At 41.0% G+C, this 15,595-nt stretch carries 17 protein-coding genes and 1 riboswitch; of the genes, 2 read left to right on the plus strand and 15 right to left on the minus strand.

Annotated elements, in window-relative coordinates; all coding sequences use genetic code 11:
• Positions 1 to 117 precede the first annotated feature (117 nt).
• From ACQKNS_RS01375 to acnA, 3 genes are all read right to left on the minus strand, one after another.
• Positions 118 to 246, minus strand: a complete 129-nt coding sequence (locus tag ACQKNS_RS01375; protein ID WP_072272906.1) for an FbpB family small basic protein — start codon at positions 244 to 246, stop codon at positions 118 to 120.
• Between the two features lie 361 nt (positions 247 to 607).
• Complete coding sequence (locus tag ACQKNS_RS01380) at positions 608 to 1,141, minus strand: TlpA disulfide reductase family protein (protein WP_427640834.1); 534 nt, start codon at positions 1,139 to 1,141, stop codon at positions 608 to 610.
• 208 nt (positions 1,142 to 1,349) lie between these two features.
• Complete coding sequence (gene acnA, locus ACQKNS_RS01385) at positions 1,350 to 4,061, minus strand: aconitate hydratase AcnA (RefSeq protein ID WP_427640835.1); 2,712 nt, start codon at positions 4,059 to 4,061, stop codon at positions 1,350 to 1,352.
• A 385-nt stretch (positions 4,062 to 4,446) separates the two neighbouring features.
• On the opposite strand from acnA, the gene sspO reads away from it, so the two are divergent.
• A complete protein-coding gene (sspO, locus tag ACQKNS_RS01390; RefSeq protein ID WP_268591845.1) occupies positions 4,447 to 4,599 on the plus strand; it encodes a small acid-soluble spore protein O in 153 nt (50 codons plus the stop codon).
• Between the two features lie 162 nt (positions 4,600 to 4,761).
• On the opposite strand, the gene ACQKNS_RS01395 is transcribed toward sspO, so the two are convergent.
• The gene (locus tag ACQKNS_RS01395) at positions 4,762 to 5,025 is read right to left on the minus strand and encodes a hypothetical protein (RefSeq protein WP_096338565.1); all 264 of its coding nucleotides are present in this window, start codon (positions 5,023 to 5,025) and stop codon (positions 4,762 to 4,764) included.
• A 113-nt stretch (positions 5,026 to 5,138) separates the two neighbouring features.
• On the opposite strand from ACQKNS_RS01395, the gene ACQKNS_RS01400 reads away from it, so the two are divergent.
• On the plus strand, positions 5,139 to 5,282 hold the full coding sequence (locus tag ACQKNS_RS01400; RefSeq protein ID WP_377393613.1) for a small acid-soluble spore protein P: 144 nt from the start codon (positions 5,139 to 5,141) through the stop codon (positions 5,280 to 5,282).
• Positions 5,283 to 5,453: 171 nt separating this feature from the next.
• On the opposite strand, the gene ACQKNS_RS01405 is transcribed toward ACQKNS_RS01400, so the two are convergent.
• From ACQKNS_RS01405 to ACQKNS_RS01455, 11 genes are all read right to left on the minus strand, one after another.
• Positions 5,454 to 6,473 (minus strand): thiazole biosynthesis adenylyltransferase ThiF, encoded by a 1,020-nt coding sequence (locus tag ACQKNS_RS01405; protein WP_427640836.1) that lies wholly within the window; start codon positions 6,471 to 6,473, stop codon positions 5,454 to 5,456.
• Complete coding sequence (locus ACQKNS_RS01410; protein WP_427640837.1) at positions 6,470 to 7,237, minus strand: thiazole synthase; 768 nt, start codon at positions 7,235 to 7,237, stop codon at positions 6,470 to 6,472. The genes ACQKNS_RS01405 and ACQKNS_RS01410 overlap by 4 nt, the downstream gene beginning before the upstream one ends.
• 1 nt (position 7,238) lies before the next feature.
• Positions 7,239 to 7,442 (minus strand): sulfur carrier protein ThiS, encoded by a 204-nt coding sequence (thiS, locus tag ACQKNS_RS01415; protein WP_427640838.1) that lies wholly within the window; start codon positions 7,440 to 7,442, stop codon positions 7,239 to 7,241.
• Positions 7,443 to 7,456: 14 nt separating this feature from the next.
• Entirely contained in the window at positions 7,457 to 8,581 is a 1,125-nt protein-coding gene (gene thiO / locus ACQKNS_RS01420; protein WP_427640839.1) for a glycine oxidase ThiO, read from the minus strand.
• Position 8,582: 1 nt separating this feature from the next.
• Positions 8,583 to 9,194, minus strand: coding sequence for a thiamine phosphate synthase (locus ACQKNS_RS01425; protein WP_427640840.1), 612 nt, complete (start codon positions 9,192 to 9,194; stop codon positions 8,583 to 8,585).
• 39 nt (positions 9,195 to 9,233) lie between these two features.
• Positions 9,234 to 10,010, minus strand: coding sequence for an energy-coupling factor transporter transmembrane component T family protein (locus tag ACQKNS_RS01430; protein WP_427640841.1), 777 nt, complete (start codon positions 10,008 to 10,010; stop codon positions 9,234 to 9,236).
• Positions 10,011 to 11,471: an ABC transporter ATP-binding protein gene (locus ACQKNS_RS01435; RefSeq protein ID WP_427640842.1), complete on the minus strand. Its 1,461-nt coding sequence runs from the start codon at positions 11,469 to 11,471 to the stop codon at positions 10,011 to 10,013.
• A 12-nt stretch (positions 11,472 to 11,483) separates the two neighbouring features.
• Positions 11,484 to 12,068: an ECF transporter S component gene (locus ACQKNS_RS01440; protein ID WP_377450261.1), complete on the minus strand. Its 585-nt coding sequence runs from the start codon at positions 12,066 to 12,068 to the stop codon at positions 11,484 to 11,486.
• 14 nt (positions 12,069 to 12,082) lie between these two features.
• Positions 12,083 to 12,766, minus strand: coding sequence for a thiaminase II (gene tenA, locus ACQKNS_RS01445; protein WP_427640843.1), 684 nt, complete (start codon positions 12,764 to 12,766; stop codon positions 12,083 to 12,085).
• A 134-nt stretch (positions 12,767 to 12,900) separates the two neighbouring features.
• Positions 12,901 to 13,028: riboswitch (TPP riboswitch) on the minus strand.
• Between the two features lie 124 nt (positions 13,029 to 13,152).
• Positions 13,153 to 13,899, minus strand: coding sequence for an SDR family NAD(P)-dependent oxidoreductase (locus tag ACQKNS_RS01450; protein WP_427640844.1), 747 nt, complete (start codon positions 13,897 to 13,899; stop codon positions 13,153 to 13,155).
• 53 nt (positions 13,900 to 13,952) lie between these two features.
• Positions 13,953 to 15,590, minus strand: a complete 1,638-nt coding sequence (locus ACQKNS_RS01455) for an AMP-binding protein (protein WP_427640845.1) — start codon at positions 15,588 to 15,590, stop codon at positions 13,953 to 13,955.
• Positions 15,591 to 15,595: the final 5 nt, after the last annotated feature.

Genomic DNA, 15,595 nt, shown 5'->3' on the forward strand with positions numbered 1-15,595 from the left:
TCTCTTATCATGGATTAAAAAGAGGAAATTCATGAATGCCAGTTTTTGAAAAAGCCATGAAAAAAGAGCCAGCACTTTGAGGGGTACTGGCTCTTTTTAATATATCTTTTGCAAAAACTATTCAGCCTTTTGCATATGTTTTTTTTCAAGACGTTCCTCAAGTCTTTCCATTTGTTTAACGTCCATCAATAATTCCCTTTTATTTTCTTTTATTAATTCTTCAAATGTCCTTTTTCTTTTTTTCATGCTTTTCACCTACTTATTTTAATATACTATTCAGCATTGCCAAATTAACGTAAAATTATGACTATATGGCTTTACCATAAAATTGTCATAATTATCAGATTTTTATCCCGGCAAAATTCCATTTCTCCACTCTCTATACTTTAACCCTTTTTTCATAACATTAACCATAATTTTTTAAATTTTTTGATTTTTTTCATTAAAATTTGACAACTTTGTTAACATACAATAAAACGGAACCTTAATTAGGTTCCGTCCAAAAACGTTCCTGTTCTTTTTCAGATATTATCTGATCCCCTACCGCCGACTGTCTGCCAAGTGAGGGTAGCTTGTTCAATACTGACAGAACTTCATAAAGGTTCCCCTACTGCATACTATTTATATTTCGCTCCATATCTTTAAGTTGCATGGCGGAAATCACCTTATTCCTGATAATGCCTTCTTTGTCGATGAAGTAAGTGGTTGGTATGCTAAGAATCTTGTAACGCTCATTCACTGGATTCTTGGCACTTTGACTGTCCAGCGGTATTGTAAAAGTAATTCCATTATCATCTACAAATGCTTGTACATCGTTTTCAGGGTCAATATTGACGGCTAGAACGACGACATCATCACCAGCTTGCTGTGCATATTTCTCCATATCCGGCATTTCCTTCTTGCAAGGCGGACACCATGTTGCCCAAAAATTCAGCATTACCTTTTTACCCTTATAATCAGATAATTCAACTTGTTTCCCATCCAAAGTTTTCAGGGAGAAATCCGGTGCTTTAGCGCCAATTTTCAATCCGCCCAAAGCATCTTTTTCGTCATTTCCCTTTTGTTCATTATCCATCGCCTGCACGATCGCTACCGTAATAAGTGACAGTAAGGCCACCGAAGCAATAATTTTTTTAAGCATACTCGTCCTCCTAGTCCCATTACAATAAAAATATTAGTCCATTTCCAGAAATAGAACAACTTCCCTATTCCCTATCTTAACAATAAAAGGACTTCCGGAAAAGTGTAATTCCATCAAATCATATCATGATATCGCTTTGTTTCATAATCTTGACACAAAAAAAAGCGGTAAACCTGACAAGTAGGTTTACCGCTTTCTAAAGCTTAAATTAGCCTTTTAATTTATTACGTAATACCATTTGAAGGATACCACCGTGACGGTAGTAGTCGATTTCGATTTCGGAATCGAAACGAACAAGTACATCAAATTCTTTTACGTTTCCAGCTTCATCAGTAGCTGTAACTTTTACGATATCACGCGGTTTAACTGTTTCGTCGATGTTAACTGCGATCGCTTCTTTACCAGTCAATCCAAGCGTTTCAGCGTTTTCGCCTTCTTTGAATTGAAGAGGAAGAACACCCATTAATGCAAGGTTAGAACGGTGAATACGTTCAAAGCTTTCAGCGATGACTGTTTTGATGCCAAGAAGGTTAGTACCTTTCGCAGCCCAGTCACGAGAGCTTCCCATACCATAGTCTTTACCAGCGATGACTGCAAGACCTGTTCCATCAGCTTTGTATTTCATACAAGCATCATAGATAGCCATTACATCGCCTGTTGGCCAGTAAGTTGTGAAACCACCTTCTGTTCCTGGAGCAACTTGGTTACGGATACGGATATTTGCGAACGTTCCGCGCATCATCGCTTCATGGTTACCACGACGAGAACCGTAAGAGTTAAAGTCACGCGGTTTCACACCGTTTTCACGAAGGTAGATACCAGCTGGTGTATCTTTACCGATTGCACCTGCAGGAGAAATGTGGTCAGTTGTAACTGAGTCACCGAATTTACCAACTACACGCAAGCCAGAAAGCGGGTTAACTGAACCTGGTTCTGGTGATAATCCTTCAAAGAATGGAGGATTTTGAATGTAAGTTGATTTAGAATCGAAAGCATAGATTGCTTCGTTGCTCGTTTGGATTTCGTTCCAACGTTTGTTATCGTTGAATACCGTTTCGTATTCTTTACGGAATAATTCCGGAGTTACAGTTGCTTTAACAGCAGCGTTAACTTCTTCTTGTGATGGCCAGATATCAGCAAGATATACATCGTTACCATCTTTGTCTTTACCAAGTGAATCGTTGTTTAAATCAAAGTCCACTGTTCCAGCAAGTGCATAAGCTACAACCAAAGTAGGTGAAGCAAGGTAGTTTGCTTTCACAAGTGGGTGAATACGCCCTTCAAAGTTACGGTTACCTGAAAGTACAGATGTTACCAGAAGATCTGCTTCAGCAACTGCTGCTTCGATTTCGTCAGCCAATGGACCTGAGTTACCGATACATGTAGTACATCCGTATCCAACTACGTTGAATCCTAATTGATCAAGGTATGGTTGAAGACCGGCATCACGAAGGTAACCAGTAACAACTTTAGAACCTGGTGCCAATGATGTTTTTACATAATCCGGAACTGTTAAGCCTTTTTCAACTGCCTTTTTAGCAATAAGACCCGCTCCAAGCATTACATATGGGTTAGAAGTGTTCGTACAGCTTGTGATAGCAGCAATTGCAATCGCACCTGTTTTCATCACTGTTTCTTTACCATCGGCAAATTTAACAGTTACTTCTTTATCCAATTCAGAATTGTCCATGCCGAAACCTTGGTTGCCCATTGGTGCATTGATAGCGTCATGGAAAGATTTTTTCATTTGAGAAAGTGGAATCAAATCTTGCGGGCGTTTAGGGCCTGAAAGGTTTGGTTCAATTGCTGAAAGGTCGATTTCCACAACGTCATTGTATGCTGGATCTTCGTTTTCAGGAGAGTAGAACAATCCATTTTCTTTGCAGTATGATTCAACCACTTTAATTTGTTTTTCATCACGGCCTGTTAAGCGCATGTAATCGATCGCTTCTGCATCAACAGGGAAGAAACCAACTGTAGCACCGTATTCAGGAGCCATGTTAGCGATTGTTGCACGGTCAGCAAGTGGAAGGTATCCTACTCCTGGGCCGTAGAACTCAACGAATTTACCAACTACGCCGTGAGCACGAAGAACTTGTGTTACTTTCAATGCAAGGTCAGTAGCCGTTGTTCCTTTAGGAAGTTCGCCAGTCAGTTTAACACCAACGACTTTTGGAACTGGGAAGTAAGAAGGCTGTCCAAGCATGCCTGCTTCTGCTTCGATACCGCCGACACCCCAACCAAGAACACCAATACCGTTGATCATTGTAGTATGTGAATCTGTACCGAAAACAGAATCAGGGAATACTTCGAAGTCGCCGTTTGGAGTTTCAACAGCATGAACCACGTTCGCAAGGTACTCAAGGTTAACTTGGTGAACGATACCAGTTGCCGGTGGAACTGCACGATAGTTGTTGAATGATTTTTGAGCCCAGCTTAGGAACTGGTAACGCTCTGCATTACGTTCGAATTCAAGATCCATATTGGCATCAAGGGAATCCATTGTACCTGCTCTATCAACTTGTACAGAGTGGTCAATTACAAGGTCAACCGGGATTTCAGGGTTGATTTTGTCAGGATCTCCACCAAGTGCTGCAAAAGCATTACGTAAAGAAGCTAAGTCAACAACAACTGGAACACCAGTGAAATCTTGTAGGATTACACGTGATGGCTTGAACGGAACATCTATATCTTGTTGCTCGCTTGTTCCCCATTTAGCAAGGTTCGCAACGTGTTCTTTTGTGATTACTCTTCCGTCCACTTGGCGAAGTACCGCTTCAAGTAGTACTTTAATGGAATATGGAAGGCGTGATACTTTGCCATCCCCTGCTTTTTCAATAGCGTCTAAGCTGTAGTAGTTGTAGCGTTGCCCATCAATTTCAAAGGACTTACGCGCTTGGTATACGTCATTTTTCGTCATGAATATTACCCCCTATTAAACTGTCAGAACTTATTCTGCACATAAAAGTAAAACCTGGTTCACTGAAACCATGTTTACTATAAATATAAATAAAAAAGTTAGTTTGTCGAATTTTCTCTCTCTTCTCCCATCCTAACTCTTCCTTCAACTTAATACTAATATAGAAATGAGTATAAGTAAATAACAAGAAAGTTATTGTTTTTTATAAGTTTCTCTTATAGAAAAAATTTCCCCACATATTAAAGTGCATTTAGGCAGGCTTGCTGTCCTGCATTTTATTGAAAATACCCCAATTTGTAGCCTGATAAATTATTCCAACAAAACATATTAGCACTTCATACATAATCATTCAACATTATCACATTCTATGGGTGGAGGTGTCGAAATGACAAAACAAAAGGCAAATCATGTTATACCCGGTATGAATGCTGCAAAAGCGCAAGGTAATGGAGCAGGATATAATGATGAACTGGGAAATGAACCGCCATTAACGGAAATGCAAAGGCAAAATAATAAAAAAAGAAAGAAAAATCAATGATTTCCCTCATTTCTAGGCTTTAAATAGGATAGGCTTTTTGAAGTGGCAGATGTACTGCATTTTTCAAAAAGCCTATTCCATTCTAAAATCAGGAAACGCATAAGTAAAACGCGAAATATTCATGAGTACAGCGCATGAACTCACGATGGAGGAACCTGTCACTCAATAGTCCTCAGAATTGACCTCATTGACGATTGCCTGAATATCCTGTTCGAATTTTTTCAGTTGCTCTTTCTGATGTTCGGAAGCGGTGACTAAAGCGGATTGTATTTGCTGATAGGCCTCGTTCACTTCCTGCTTCACATGTTTCAATTCCGTTCCGTAATTCGGTGCGTTCTTCTCAATGGATGAGTATACATCAAATACTTGTTGATAACTTTGCTGGGCTTCCTGGAAAGCCCTACGCTTATCTTGTTTATCCTGCATTTGGTTCAGCTCCTTAATTAGTGTCCATCCATAGCATGTACGAGGATTGCAAATATATGTATGTGAATAAAATTTCACGGACTGATTATCTTAAGAGATAGGAGGGATCGCACATGAACAAAAACGATGGTAAAGATATTCGAAAAAATGCACCTAAAGGAAATAACTCAGGTCAACCTGCACCTTTAAGCGGTTCTCATAAGGTGAAAAACAGGCAGCACACCCGTCAGAAGCATAATAGCAGTCATGATATGTAGGCTGCTTAAATAAACGCTCCAAAATAAAGCGGTGCCGCCCAGTAAAGGCAGACACCGCTTTCGTTTTATGTTTGCACAGCAAATGAGTAACATTAAAAATGTTCGATACCTTCCTATTATAAGGGCCACGGATTTTAACGTTTTAAGTCTTTGTCATTCCATTATTACAGTTCAGCCAATATAACGATGATATAACGTTTTTGCTTCTGCAATATCTTTTGTTCCATGAATCAACGCCCGCCCATCTTTAAAAACGACCAACCGATGGGTCCCGATCGTAAATGAAAGTAAATAAGGATTCCTAACAATCTTACCACCTTGTGCGACAAGATTTTTTTCGATTTCCGCCAAGTCTCTTTCAAGAATCATCGCAGGCCGAATCTGGACAGAATCCCTTCCGCATAAAACGGCTGTTTTCGTTCGATTTGAATAGGAGAGATGGGGGTACGTCCGATTTGGCCCGCATGACAAACAAGTATCTTTTTTTAATGGTGCTACATTTATGGATGAATGTTCATTTTTCCAAAGATCGAATGATATGATTTTGTTTCTTATTGATTCAAGATCTCCCACAAGGATTTTCAATGCTTCCGCCAGTTGATGGGCAACGACCATTTGAACAGCGGGGCTGATGATTCCCGCCGTATCACATGTCAGTCCTCCGATTGGAACCGTTTCCAGCAAACAATTCAAACATGGGGTCACCTCGGGGATCACCGTGTAACTTATCCCATAACTCCCTACACAGGCCCCGTAAATCCAAGGAATTTTATATTTTTGTGCAGTATCGTTTATAAGCATCCTTGTATCGAAATTATCTGTGGCATCCAATATTAAATCCACGCCTTCAACAAGGTTCGCCAGTTCATCGACCGAAACATCCGCCACATGCGATTTTACGATAACGTCAGAATTTAGCGCATTCAAACGATTCTTCGCTGCCACTGCTTTCGGTATTCTTTTTTGTGCATCATCTTCACAGTACAGCTGTTGTCTTTGAAGATTGCTCCACTCTACATAATCCCTGTCCACAATGGTGAGTTTCCCAATTCCTGCTCGTACAAGGCCTTCTGCACTTCCCGTACCGAGAGCACCCGCACCAATCACCAAAACGTGTTTTTTGCGAATATTCAATTGCCCTTCTTCCCCTATAGGGCCAAAAAGTTCTTGACGCGAATAACGTTCATTCATCCAATGCTCAATCCTTCAACTGGGCTGCTTGCTATCGCGTAATCATTTTTTGCGATTCTTCCTGCTTCATAGCCTAATCGACCTGCCTCAATGGCAAGTTTCATTGCCTTCGCCATTTTGACGGGATCTTTTGCACCGGAAACAGCAGTGTTAAGCAATACGCCATCCGCCCCTAATTCCATGGCGATCGCCGCATCGGAAGGCGTTCCAATCCCTGCATCAACAATTACGGGAACCTCAGATTGTTCCATGATGAATTGTAAGTTCAGTGGATTTATAATGCCTTGACCAGAGCCAATTGGTGAAGCGCCAGGCATAATTGCATGGCACCCCACTTCTTCCAGGCGCTTAGCGAGCAACACATCATCCGAAGTATAGGGTAATACGGTGAATCCCAGTTTCACTAATTCCTCAGCAGCTTTTAAGGTTTCAATCGGATCAGGCAGCAATGTTTTTTGACAGCCAATGACTTCTACCTTAATCATGTCACATAAGCCAGATGCCTTTGCAAGATGGGCTATTCGCACTGCTTCTTTTGCTGTTTTAGCTCCTGCAGTATTGGGAAGGAGTGTGTATTTTTTCAGGTCAAGCTTTTCTAAAAAATTGGGCTGACTGGCTTCAAAAATATTCATTCTCCGGACCGCAAACGTTAATATTTCCGTCTCCGAAACCTCAACTGATTGCTTTTGAACATCGAAGTTCGGATACTTTCCTGTACCTAATAACAATCTTGAAGAAAACTCATAAGTACCTATCTTTAACATATCATCCGCCTCCTACAAAATGTACAATCTCTACCTTGTCTCCATTTGACAAAAGTGTTTCACTTAGTCTTTCTTTTGCTAATATTTCATCATTCAATTCAACAATCACCACTTTTTGATTTAAATCAAAGTGTTGCAAAAGCCCCGTAACTGTTGATTCATCAGCAGGAATACGTATTTTTTCCCCGTTAATAATCAATTCCAATTCATCCACCTCCATTAAGAAAAAAGGGCGTGTATCGAACGATCCAATCGAAATGCGGCCCATTCGGCACTTGTCTTTTTCTCTAAAAGATCGGCTATAAGTACACCTGTAATTGGAGAAAGCAGGATGCCATTCCTGTAGTGCCCCGTTGCAACGAAAAGTCCTTTGCATGCTGGATGTTCACCAAAGTACGGCAATCCATCCCCAGTTTGGGGGCGTATACCTGCCCATGTCTTTTCCAATTCGGTTCCTTTAATCGCCGGAAGCAATTGCGTTGCCTTTTCTATTAACGTAGAAATTCCGTCAAGACTTACCCTTTGATCGAAAGTATTCGCTTTAACCGTTGCCCCGACAATGATTCTTCCGCCAACTTTGGGCACAAGGTAACAGCCATGTGAGAAGATTGTCTTTTCAAGCAATGGACGATCGGTCAGGACGGAAAAGCACTCACCCTTTACTGGATAACTGTCGAGTCTCACCCCTGATTTTTCAAGGAGGAAAGCACTCCAAGCCCCACCTGCCACGATGACATTTTCACTTGAAAATCCACCTATGTTCGTGACCACTCCCGTTACACATCCGTTTTCCGTAACTAAATCGGAGACATGAACAAATTCCTTTATATCTACACCAAGGGTAGCTGCAGATTCAGTAAAAGCGAGCGACAGCCTAGTGGCTGAAACTTGTCCATCCTCCGGAATGAACATGGCCCCCTTAATCTCATCCGATAGAAGCGGTTCCGTTTTTCTTATTTCGGCAGTCGATAGCCATTCAGCCTCAAGTCCCGCTTCTTGCTGGACTTTGATCATGTTCTTCAACTCGGCTACTTGATCATTCGTTAGCGCCACCTTAAACATGCCCTTGTTCACTAATTCGATGTCTATTCCACTTATGTCTTTTAATTCTTCCGCCAGTGCAGGAAACAACCCCCTGCTTCGGCTTGCCAATGTAAAAAGCGGGTTATCGGCATCCAACTCGGATTGTGCCCCTAACATCCCGGCTGCAGCACTGGATGCTTTACTGGCGAGTCTATCTTTTTCCAATAAGAGGACCTTTTTACCCCGTTTGGCTAATTGAAAAGCGATGGATCCGCCAATTACTCCTCCCCCAACAATGATTGCATCATATATGGAATTCATCTTATGTCTCCTTTCCCAAAGACTTCGAATATTCTTTAACGGCTCTAATCGGATTTTCAGCTTCAAGCACACCTGACATGACGGCAATTCCGCGTGCCCCCGCATCCAGCACGGCTTGGCAATTGAATGGTGTTATTCCGCCTATCGCAATTATCGGAAGATTGACATTTCTTGTGATTGCATGAAGTTCCTCAACTCCCTTAGGAGGAAGCCCGATTTTTGAACCTGTTTCAAAAACATGTCCATAAATCGCGTAATTGGCCCCTTTGCTGAATGCAGCCTTCGCTTCATCCATGGAATGAATCGAACAGCCAACATTCATCCCTGGAAATGCTCCTTTTACGACTCCCGCATCTAAACTATGAAAAGCCAATTGCACACCAAATACTTTGTGTACCCAAGCTACATCCACCCGGTCATTAATGATGATCTTTGAAAGCGGAATCTTATTATCATGTAATAGGGTCACTGCTCGATAGAGTTCCGATGCATTCAGATGCTTTTCCCTTAGATAAAAGAAATCAACATGTCCCTGAATGTTTGAAGCGATTTCAACAAACTTTTCAATTGGCTGTTTCCCAGTAGAAATAATATGCAATTCATGAGCATTCATACTAAGAGCCCCTAACTAGTAAATTACAATCTCATAAAATCAAATAGATACTAACGGGAATTGAATCGATAGATAAAAGCCGGCCAACAGCAGGATGATAAAATACAAAATGAAACCATGGTCCTTTTTTGAAAACCCAAATTCATAATAGTATGTTCGATCCCGAGTGTCTGTAAATCGCTTTGCCTCCATCGCAACCGCGATTCGGTGAGCACGTCTGATGCTTCCGGATAACAACGGTATGGAATAGGCTTTCATTTTAAAATATACCGTTCTTATCCCTTTTCCCCTTTCGAAACCGCGTACCTTCATCGCGTTTCGTATCGTTTGGAACTCCTCCATCATGATGGGAATCAGCCTTAATGCCGCCATGAAACTATAGGCATATTTCGGTTTAAGCTTAACTTGCTGCATTAACGAATAAAACAAGTTCACCGGCCTCGTCGTCAAGGAAAAAGTTAAACCAAGGGCCGCAAAGAACAACGCTCGAAAGCCCACCAATAATCCCCTCATGAAGCTTTCCTCCGTAATCGAAATGAGGCCCCACTCAAACCAGAGCGTCTCACCTTGCCCGAATAATATCATTGCTGAAGAGGTGGATATAAAAATGAAACAAAAGGGAATCGACAAAAGTAAGATTCGTTTTATCGAATGCCCGGTAAAAAACAAAAATAAAAGTAATACGCCAATGGTGATATTCATCATATAATTCAGGTCATGTATGAATAACGCCACGATGCATAACACAATCAGTACACCAAGTTTAAGGCTTGGATTAATTCCATGGAGCCATGTTTCTGCATTTGAAACATTCATCTACATGACACTCCTTTTAACTTTGGTCTCCAATAATCCTGATTGCGCAATCTTTTCATCACTAATTACGTTTCCGTCCTTAACCGTCCAGACCCTGGTTGCAAAGTTTTTTGAAATTTGATCATCATGAGTTACCATGATCACTGTTATTCCACGCCTTCGATATTCCTCAAACCATTCCAGTAAAGCAAAGGTATTTTTCGAATCTTGGCCAAAGGTTGGCTCATCAAGAAGAATGATTTTTTTGTCTATTACGATTGAGGCGGCTACGCTTAAGCGACGCTTTTGACCCATTGATAATTGAAACGGATGTTTATCCCGATGCGCCTCAAGGCGGAACACTTTAAGCAATGAGCGGACTCTCTCATCTATTTCTTGTTGCGGCCTTTTGTCCATTCGCAATGAATAGGCAATCTCTTCGTATACAGTATTTGCAACGAACTGAAACTCAGGATTTTGAAACACAAACGTCATATGATCCGTTGGTTTTTTCACCCTATTAATGGGGGTCCCCAATAATTCATACTTACCATTCGTTTTTATGAACTGCATAAGTGCATGCAAAAGAGTACTCTTCCCCGCGCCATTTTCTCCCCTGATAACAATCCATTCCCCTGAATGAACCTTCAGCTCTTTAACCTTGATTTTTTCCTCTTTATTCCGAAAACCGCTAAATCCTTGCACATGCATAAGGAGTGAACCATCTGTAAATTGTTCACGAATGGGTGCATAATTCTGTAAATATTCATCCCAAACACCAGGGAACCAAATTCCATGTTCTTTCATTTCATTTTTATATCGTGAAAGAATGGTGTCTCTCGGACCATCAGCCATAATTTGGCCTTCATCATTAAAAAGCACGATTCGTTCGATGAATTCTAAAACATGGTCGATTTTATGTTCGACGATAATAACCGTTTTGTCTCGTCCGACTTCCTTCAATAAGTCCCAGATTTCTTTTGTTCCTTCCGGATCAAGCATGGCGGTCGGTTCATCTAAAAATATCACTTCTGGTTCAAGGGCCAATACTGAAGCGATTGCCAGACGCTGTTTCATTCCGCCTGATAATGTTTCTATACTTGTATGGCCCAGGTTCAATCCTACATTACGGATATGATTTTGGATCTTCTCTCTCATTTCTTCCCTAGGGACGGAAAGATTCTCAAGTACGAAGGCAATTTCCTCATCGGCATATGGCATGCAAAACTGACTATCAGGGTCTTGAAAAACATATCCCCATGAAGAAGGGCATTTCAATTTCTCCGCTTTCATCGGTACTTCGATGGAATTCGGAATCAATCCGCTTAACACTTGCAAAAGTGTGGATTTACCACATCCAGATGGTCCCAACAATAACACTTTCTCCCCTTTATCAAACGATAAGGATAGATCCTTGAATAACAAAGATTCGTCACCGGGAAATTTCATTCTTAACTTCTCAACTGAAACGATTGGTTCCATGGCCCTCAACCTCTACTTTTGATCCAGTTCTGCATAATCTTTACTTGTAACCGGGCGAACAAGATTGGTTACTCCTGTTGCTTCCAGAACTTTGACTAGATAATAGGCAATCACACCTGCAAAGAATATGGAACCCACAAACCTCGCTATCATGAACAACAAAAGATTCCAAGTAGAAAGCGCACCTATTTCCCCGTATGCAAAATCCATTAGTACTGATGCAAGGCAGGAAGCTACCGCAGCTAAAACAGCCACCGACATATTGAATTTTTTATATTTGAACGCCATGAACACCAGTTCCGCGAACAAACCTTGTACCACCCCATATAACAGTACGGTCAGCCCCCAAGGAGAACCTAGAAAGAATTCCCCGGAAGCTGCAGCAATCTCCGCCAAAAGTGCCACACCCGGTTTCCGTAAAATTAAAAAGGCGACGGGGCCAGCTATAAACCACATTCCATAAATAAGTTGGTCCAAATGTAATCCTAATGGTTTAACGGAATAATAAATCGAACCCCAAAGGATGTAAACGATTCCGAATGCTACCGCAATCACGATCGTGACTAATATATCCGTTAATTTCAATCCTTTTTTCATTATTTCATTCTCCTTTATACTTCTAGTTTTTCTTGATGCACTGGCCATGTCTCTAAACGATAAGCCATTTCCCAAAAAGAGTATTCATATTGGCTGCTTAGGATAAAATGCTCTTTCATCCTTTCCTTATCTTCCTCTGTTACTTTTTCAGCAATCTCATCAAGCCTCGTAATTTGTTCTTCCACCAAAGTGCGGAACCACTCTCCTCCGTACGCCGCTATCCATTCTTGATAAATCGGCTCTTCAGGTGTGCATCCTTGCAGCCTTTCGCCTATTTCATAATACAGCCAGTAACACGGCAAGATAGCTGCAATAACATCCCCTAAATGTCCCGAATAAGCTGCACGATACATATGGGAGGTATAGGCGTACGCAGTCGGGGCGGGTTTGAAATTTTCCCTTTCCTCTTTTGTGATGCCTAATCTCTCAGAAAAATTCTCATGAAGCTTCAACTCCGCTTCATATGTTCCTTGTGCATGGCCGGCAAGCCTGCTTGTTGTATGTAAATCTGTAGCTTTGACTGCCCCTAGAGCTTGAACTCTAGCAAAATGAGATAAATAATAGGCATCTTGCATGACATAAAAACGGAAACATTCCAATGGCAATGTACCATCTCCTATTCCTGCAACAAACGGGTGATTAAAACTAGCTTCCCAAATATGATCAACTTCACGACGGATTTCCTCTGAAAACTTCATGTCCATTACCTCCAAATTGTATTTTTCAATGAATCTTAAAGAAAAAAAACTTTTATCACCCCTTTTTTTGCAAACAAAAAACCACTTTCTTTAACGTAAGAAAGTGGTTGTACTTGAAAAAATACAGAAAAGTATTGTTCCAGACCCCACTTCCCTACGCTGGTATAAACCAGATCAGGTTCTAAGGGTCTTAAAGTCATCTTTAATCTCAGCTTCTGCGGTAAAATCAACTTTTACCAATAAAGCACCCCTAGTGGTACAAATTGTATATTTAATTTCCATTTGCCTTTATATTAACACGATAAATCCAATTGTCAAACGTATTAGAAAAAGTTTTCACCTTAATTTTTTAGATCCAGTCTTGCATAAACACCTAACTTGATTGATTAAACCATTGTTAATCCACCATTTACGGAAAGAGTTTGCCCCGTAATATACCCTGCATCTTCCGAAACGAAATAGGCAACAGCACTGGCAATGTCCTCTGGTTGTGCTAACCGACGAAATGGAATCGCTTTTTCCAAGGCACCTGCTATACCTTCATTATAAGAGCCTATTTCTTGAAATAGGGGCGTATCAGCAGGACCTGGCGCAATACAATTTATGTTGAGTTTGTGACGTGCCATTTCTCTTGCTATCGTTTTTGTGAAGGCAATCACCCCTCCCTTTGCAGCCGAATAAACTGCCTCTCCACTTGATCCTACTCTAGCTGCATCGGATGCAATATTCACTACCTTTCCGTAACCATTTTCAATCATGAGAGGTAAAATTTCCTTGCAAGCATGGATCTGCCCAAGTAAATTAATATCGATAATCCTTTTCCAAGTGCTAGGATCACTTTTTAAAAAAGGTTCCACCTTATCCCAGCCAGCATTATTAACCAATATATCTATTCTTCGATAATGGTTCACTGATTCTTCAACGGCTTTTTTAACACTTTCTAATTTCGTTACATCACAATGGACCGCTCTTGCTTCAAAGCCCGACTTTTCGATTAAAGAAACCGTTTCCTCAGCATTTTTATGATTTATATCCGCCACGATGATGTTAAAATTTCGAGAAGCCAATTTTTTTGCAATCTCCCTGCCAATTCCGCTTCCGGCACCTGTAATAAATGCTATTTTTTTATTCATCTTAGTCCCCCTCCACTTACAACATTTAGTAAATATGGATATAGTTAAGCTGCTTATATATTGTCGATTATCTTTTCATTTATCATTTCCCGGAGCCGGAATTTCTGAATTTTCCCGCTTGCCGTACGGGGAAAATCATCCATTATTTCTAGAAATTCAGGCCAATATTGTTTGGCCAAACCCTTTTCCGAGAGAAATTCCTGCATGGACTCCATCGTGATCGGACTCTTCCCCGTTTTCATGCTGATACATGCACATGCTTTTTCCTGAAGACGGGAATCTGGAACTGCAATAACCTGAGCGCTGGAAATATCCGGGTGTTCATACAATACATTTTCTACATAAGCGACTGGAATATTTTCACCGCCCCGTATGATTATGTCTTTGTTTCTTCCAGATATTCGAATATACCCGTCTTCATCAATGAATGCTCGATCACCGGTAATGAACCATCCGTCCCTATACTCAGCTAAAGTATCATCGATTCGTTTAAAATAGCCGACAAAAAGAGCTGGCCCCCTTACTAATAAAGAGCCTTCTATATTCGGGGCGCAGACCTCTCCTTCAAAATCGACGACCTTTAGCTCCATTCCCGGAAACGGAATTCCGTCAGTATTCGTCAGTTTTTCTACTGGATCTTCAAGTCTTGTCAAGGTTACCAAGCCATCTTCTGTTTGCCCCCATCCTGACAAAATCTTGAACGGTATTTTTTCCATGGCTTCCTTTACTAAATGCCTGGGAATCGGAGCACCTAAAGCCACGAAGACTCGTAGCGAATTAAGGTCAAACCTTTCTACCCCCTCCATTTGAACCGTATCTTGCAGAAAAGGAGTAGCTCCTGCCGTAAACGTTATCTTTTCCCTCTCGACCCATTCAATAAATTCCCTCGGATTCCAAATGTCTTGATAGACTCCCGTACCTCCAATATGAGTAGGGAGCCTAACTCCATAACCAAAACCTGTTTGATGGGCGAATGTAGACGCCATGAAAAGAACATCATCGGATGTTAAATGTAAACGGTCAATCCAATAATTCGTTGATATACAAAGAGTATTATGTGTATGCATAACTCCTTTTGGACTCCCTGTGGTTCCCGAGGTAAAGATAATTTCAGTCACATCATTGGGGTCATGTGTGATTTCATCCAAAATGGATGAATCCATCCGTTCTTCCCAAGGTTCCTCAAATAAGGAGGAGAACAGTTTCATCCCATTAGGTGCACTGTCACCAATCACATAAATATGTTTCATTGACGGCCATTGTTGGCTTAGTCTTTCAATCATGTCAGGGTAATAAAACCCACGGAAATACTCTGGTACAACAATCATCTTAGATTCTGCCATCCTGACCATATAGCCAATTTCCCTATCTCGATAAATCGGTATCAATGGATTGCTAATGGCACCGATCCTCGTAACAGCATAGTGCAAAATTATAAATTCATTCCAGTTAGGCAGTTGAAAAGAGACAACATCCCCCTTACCCAATCCTATATGCAAAAGGCCCAAAGCGATTCGATCGACCAACTTACCAAGCTGCTTGTAAGTAAAACTACTTTTTTTATCGATAATCGCCACCTTATCTGGATGCTTTACTATAGCATCATTCAAATAATCCAAGATGGTTCGGTTTGGCCAAACGCCTTGAAATTCTGCCACATATTCCTGAGTCAAAATCGTCTCCAATTTCACCAGTT

The organism is Peribacillus sp. NPDC094092 (genome assembly GCF_050279365.1).
In the GTDB taxonomy this organism is placed as follows: Bacteria; Bacillota; Bacilli; order Bacillales; family DSM-1321; genus Peribacillus.

Coding starts and splice junctions, on each gene's coding strand:
- thiO (WP_427640839.1), bottom strand. CDS start 8,581: ATGAATTCCATATATGATGCAATCATTGTTGGGGGAGGAGTAATTGGC.
- ACQKNS_RS01450 (WP_427640844.1), bottom strand. CDS start 13,899: ATGAATAAAAAAATAGCATTTATTACAGGTGCCGGAAGCGGAATTGGC.
- ACQKNS_RS01440 (WP_377450261.1), bottom strand. CDS start 12,068: ATGAAAAAAGGATTGAAATTAACGGATATATTAGTCACGATCGTGATT.
- ACQKNS_RS01425 (WP_427640840.1), bottom strand. CDS start 9,194: ATGAATGCTCATGAATTGCATATTATTTCTACTGGGAAACAGCCAATT.
- ACQKNS_RS01410 (WP_427640837.1), bottom strand. CDS start 7,237: ATGTTAAAGATAGGTACTTATGAGTTTTCTTCAAGATTGTTATTAGGT.
- ACQKNS_RS01400 (WP_377393613.1), top strand. CDS start 5,139: ATGAACAAAAACGATGGTAAAGATATTCGAAAAAATGCACCTAAAGGA.
- ACQKNS_RS01430 (WP_427640841.1), bottom strand. CDS start 10,010: ATGAATGTTTCAAATGCAGAAACATGGCTCCATGGAATTAATCCAAGC.
- ACQKNS_RS01380 (WP_427640834.1), bottom strand. CDS start 1,141: ATGCTTAAAAAAATTATTGCTTCGGTGGCCTTACTGTCACTTATTACG.
- ACQKNS_RS01435 (WP_427640842.1), bottom strand. CDS start 11,471: ATGGAACCAATCGTTTCAGTTGAGAAGTTAAGAATGAAATTTCCCGGT.
- acnA (WP_427640835.1), bottom strand. CDS start 4,061: ATGACGAAAAATGACGTATACCAAGCGCGTAAGTCCTTTGAAATTGAT.
- ACQKNS_RS01375 (WP_072272906.1), bottom strand. CDS start 246: ATGAAAAAAAGAAAAAGGACATTTGAAGAATTAATAAAAGAAAATAAA.
- ACQKNS_RS01395 (WP_096338565.1), bottom strand. CDS start 5,025: ATGCAGGATAAACAAGATAAGCGTAGGGCTTTCCAGGAAGCCCAGCAA.
- ACQKNS_RS01405 (WP_427640836.1), bottom strand. CDS start 6,473: ATGAATGAACGTTATTCGCGTCAAGAACTTTTTGGCCCTATAGGGGAA.
- tenA (WP_427640843.1), bottom strand. CDS start 12,766: ATGAAGTTTTCAGAGGAAATCCGTCGTGAAGTTGATCATATTTGGGAA.
- sspO (WP_268591845.1), top strand. CDS start 4,447: ATGACAAAACAAAAGGCAAATCATGTTATACCCGGTATGAATGCTGCA.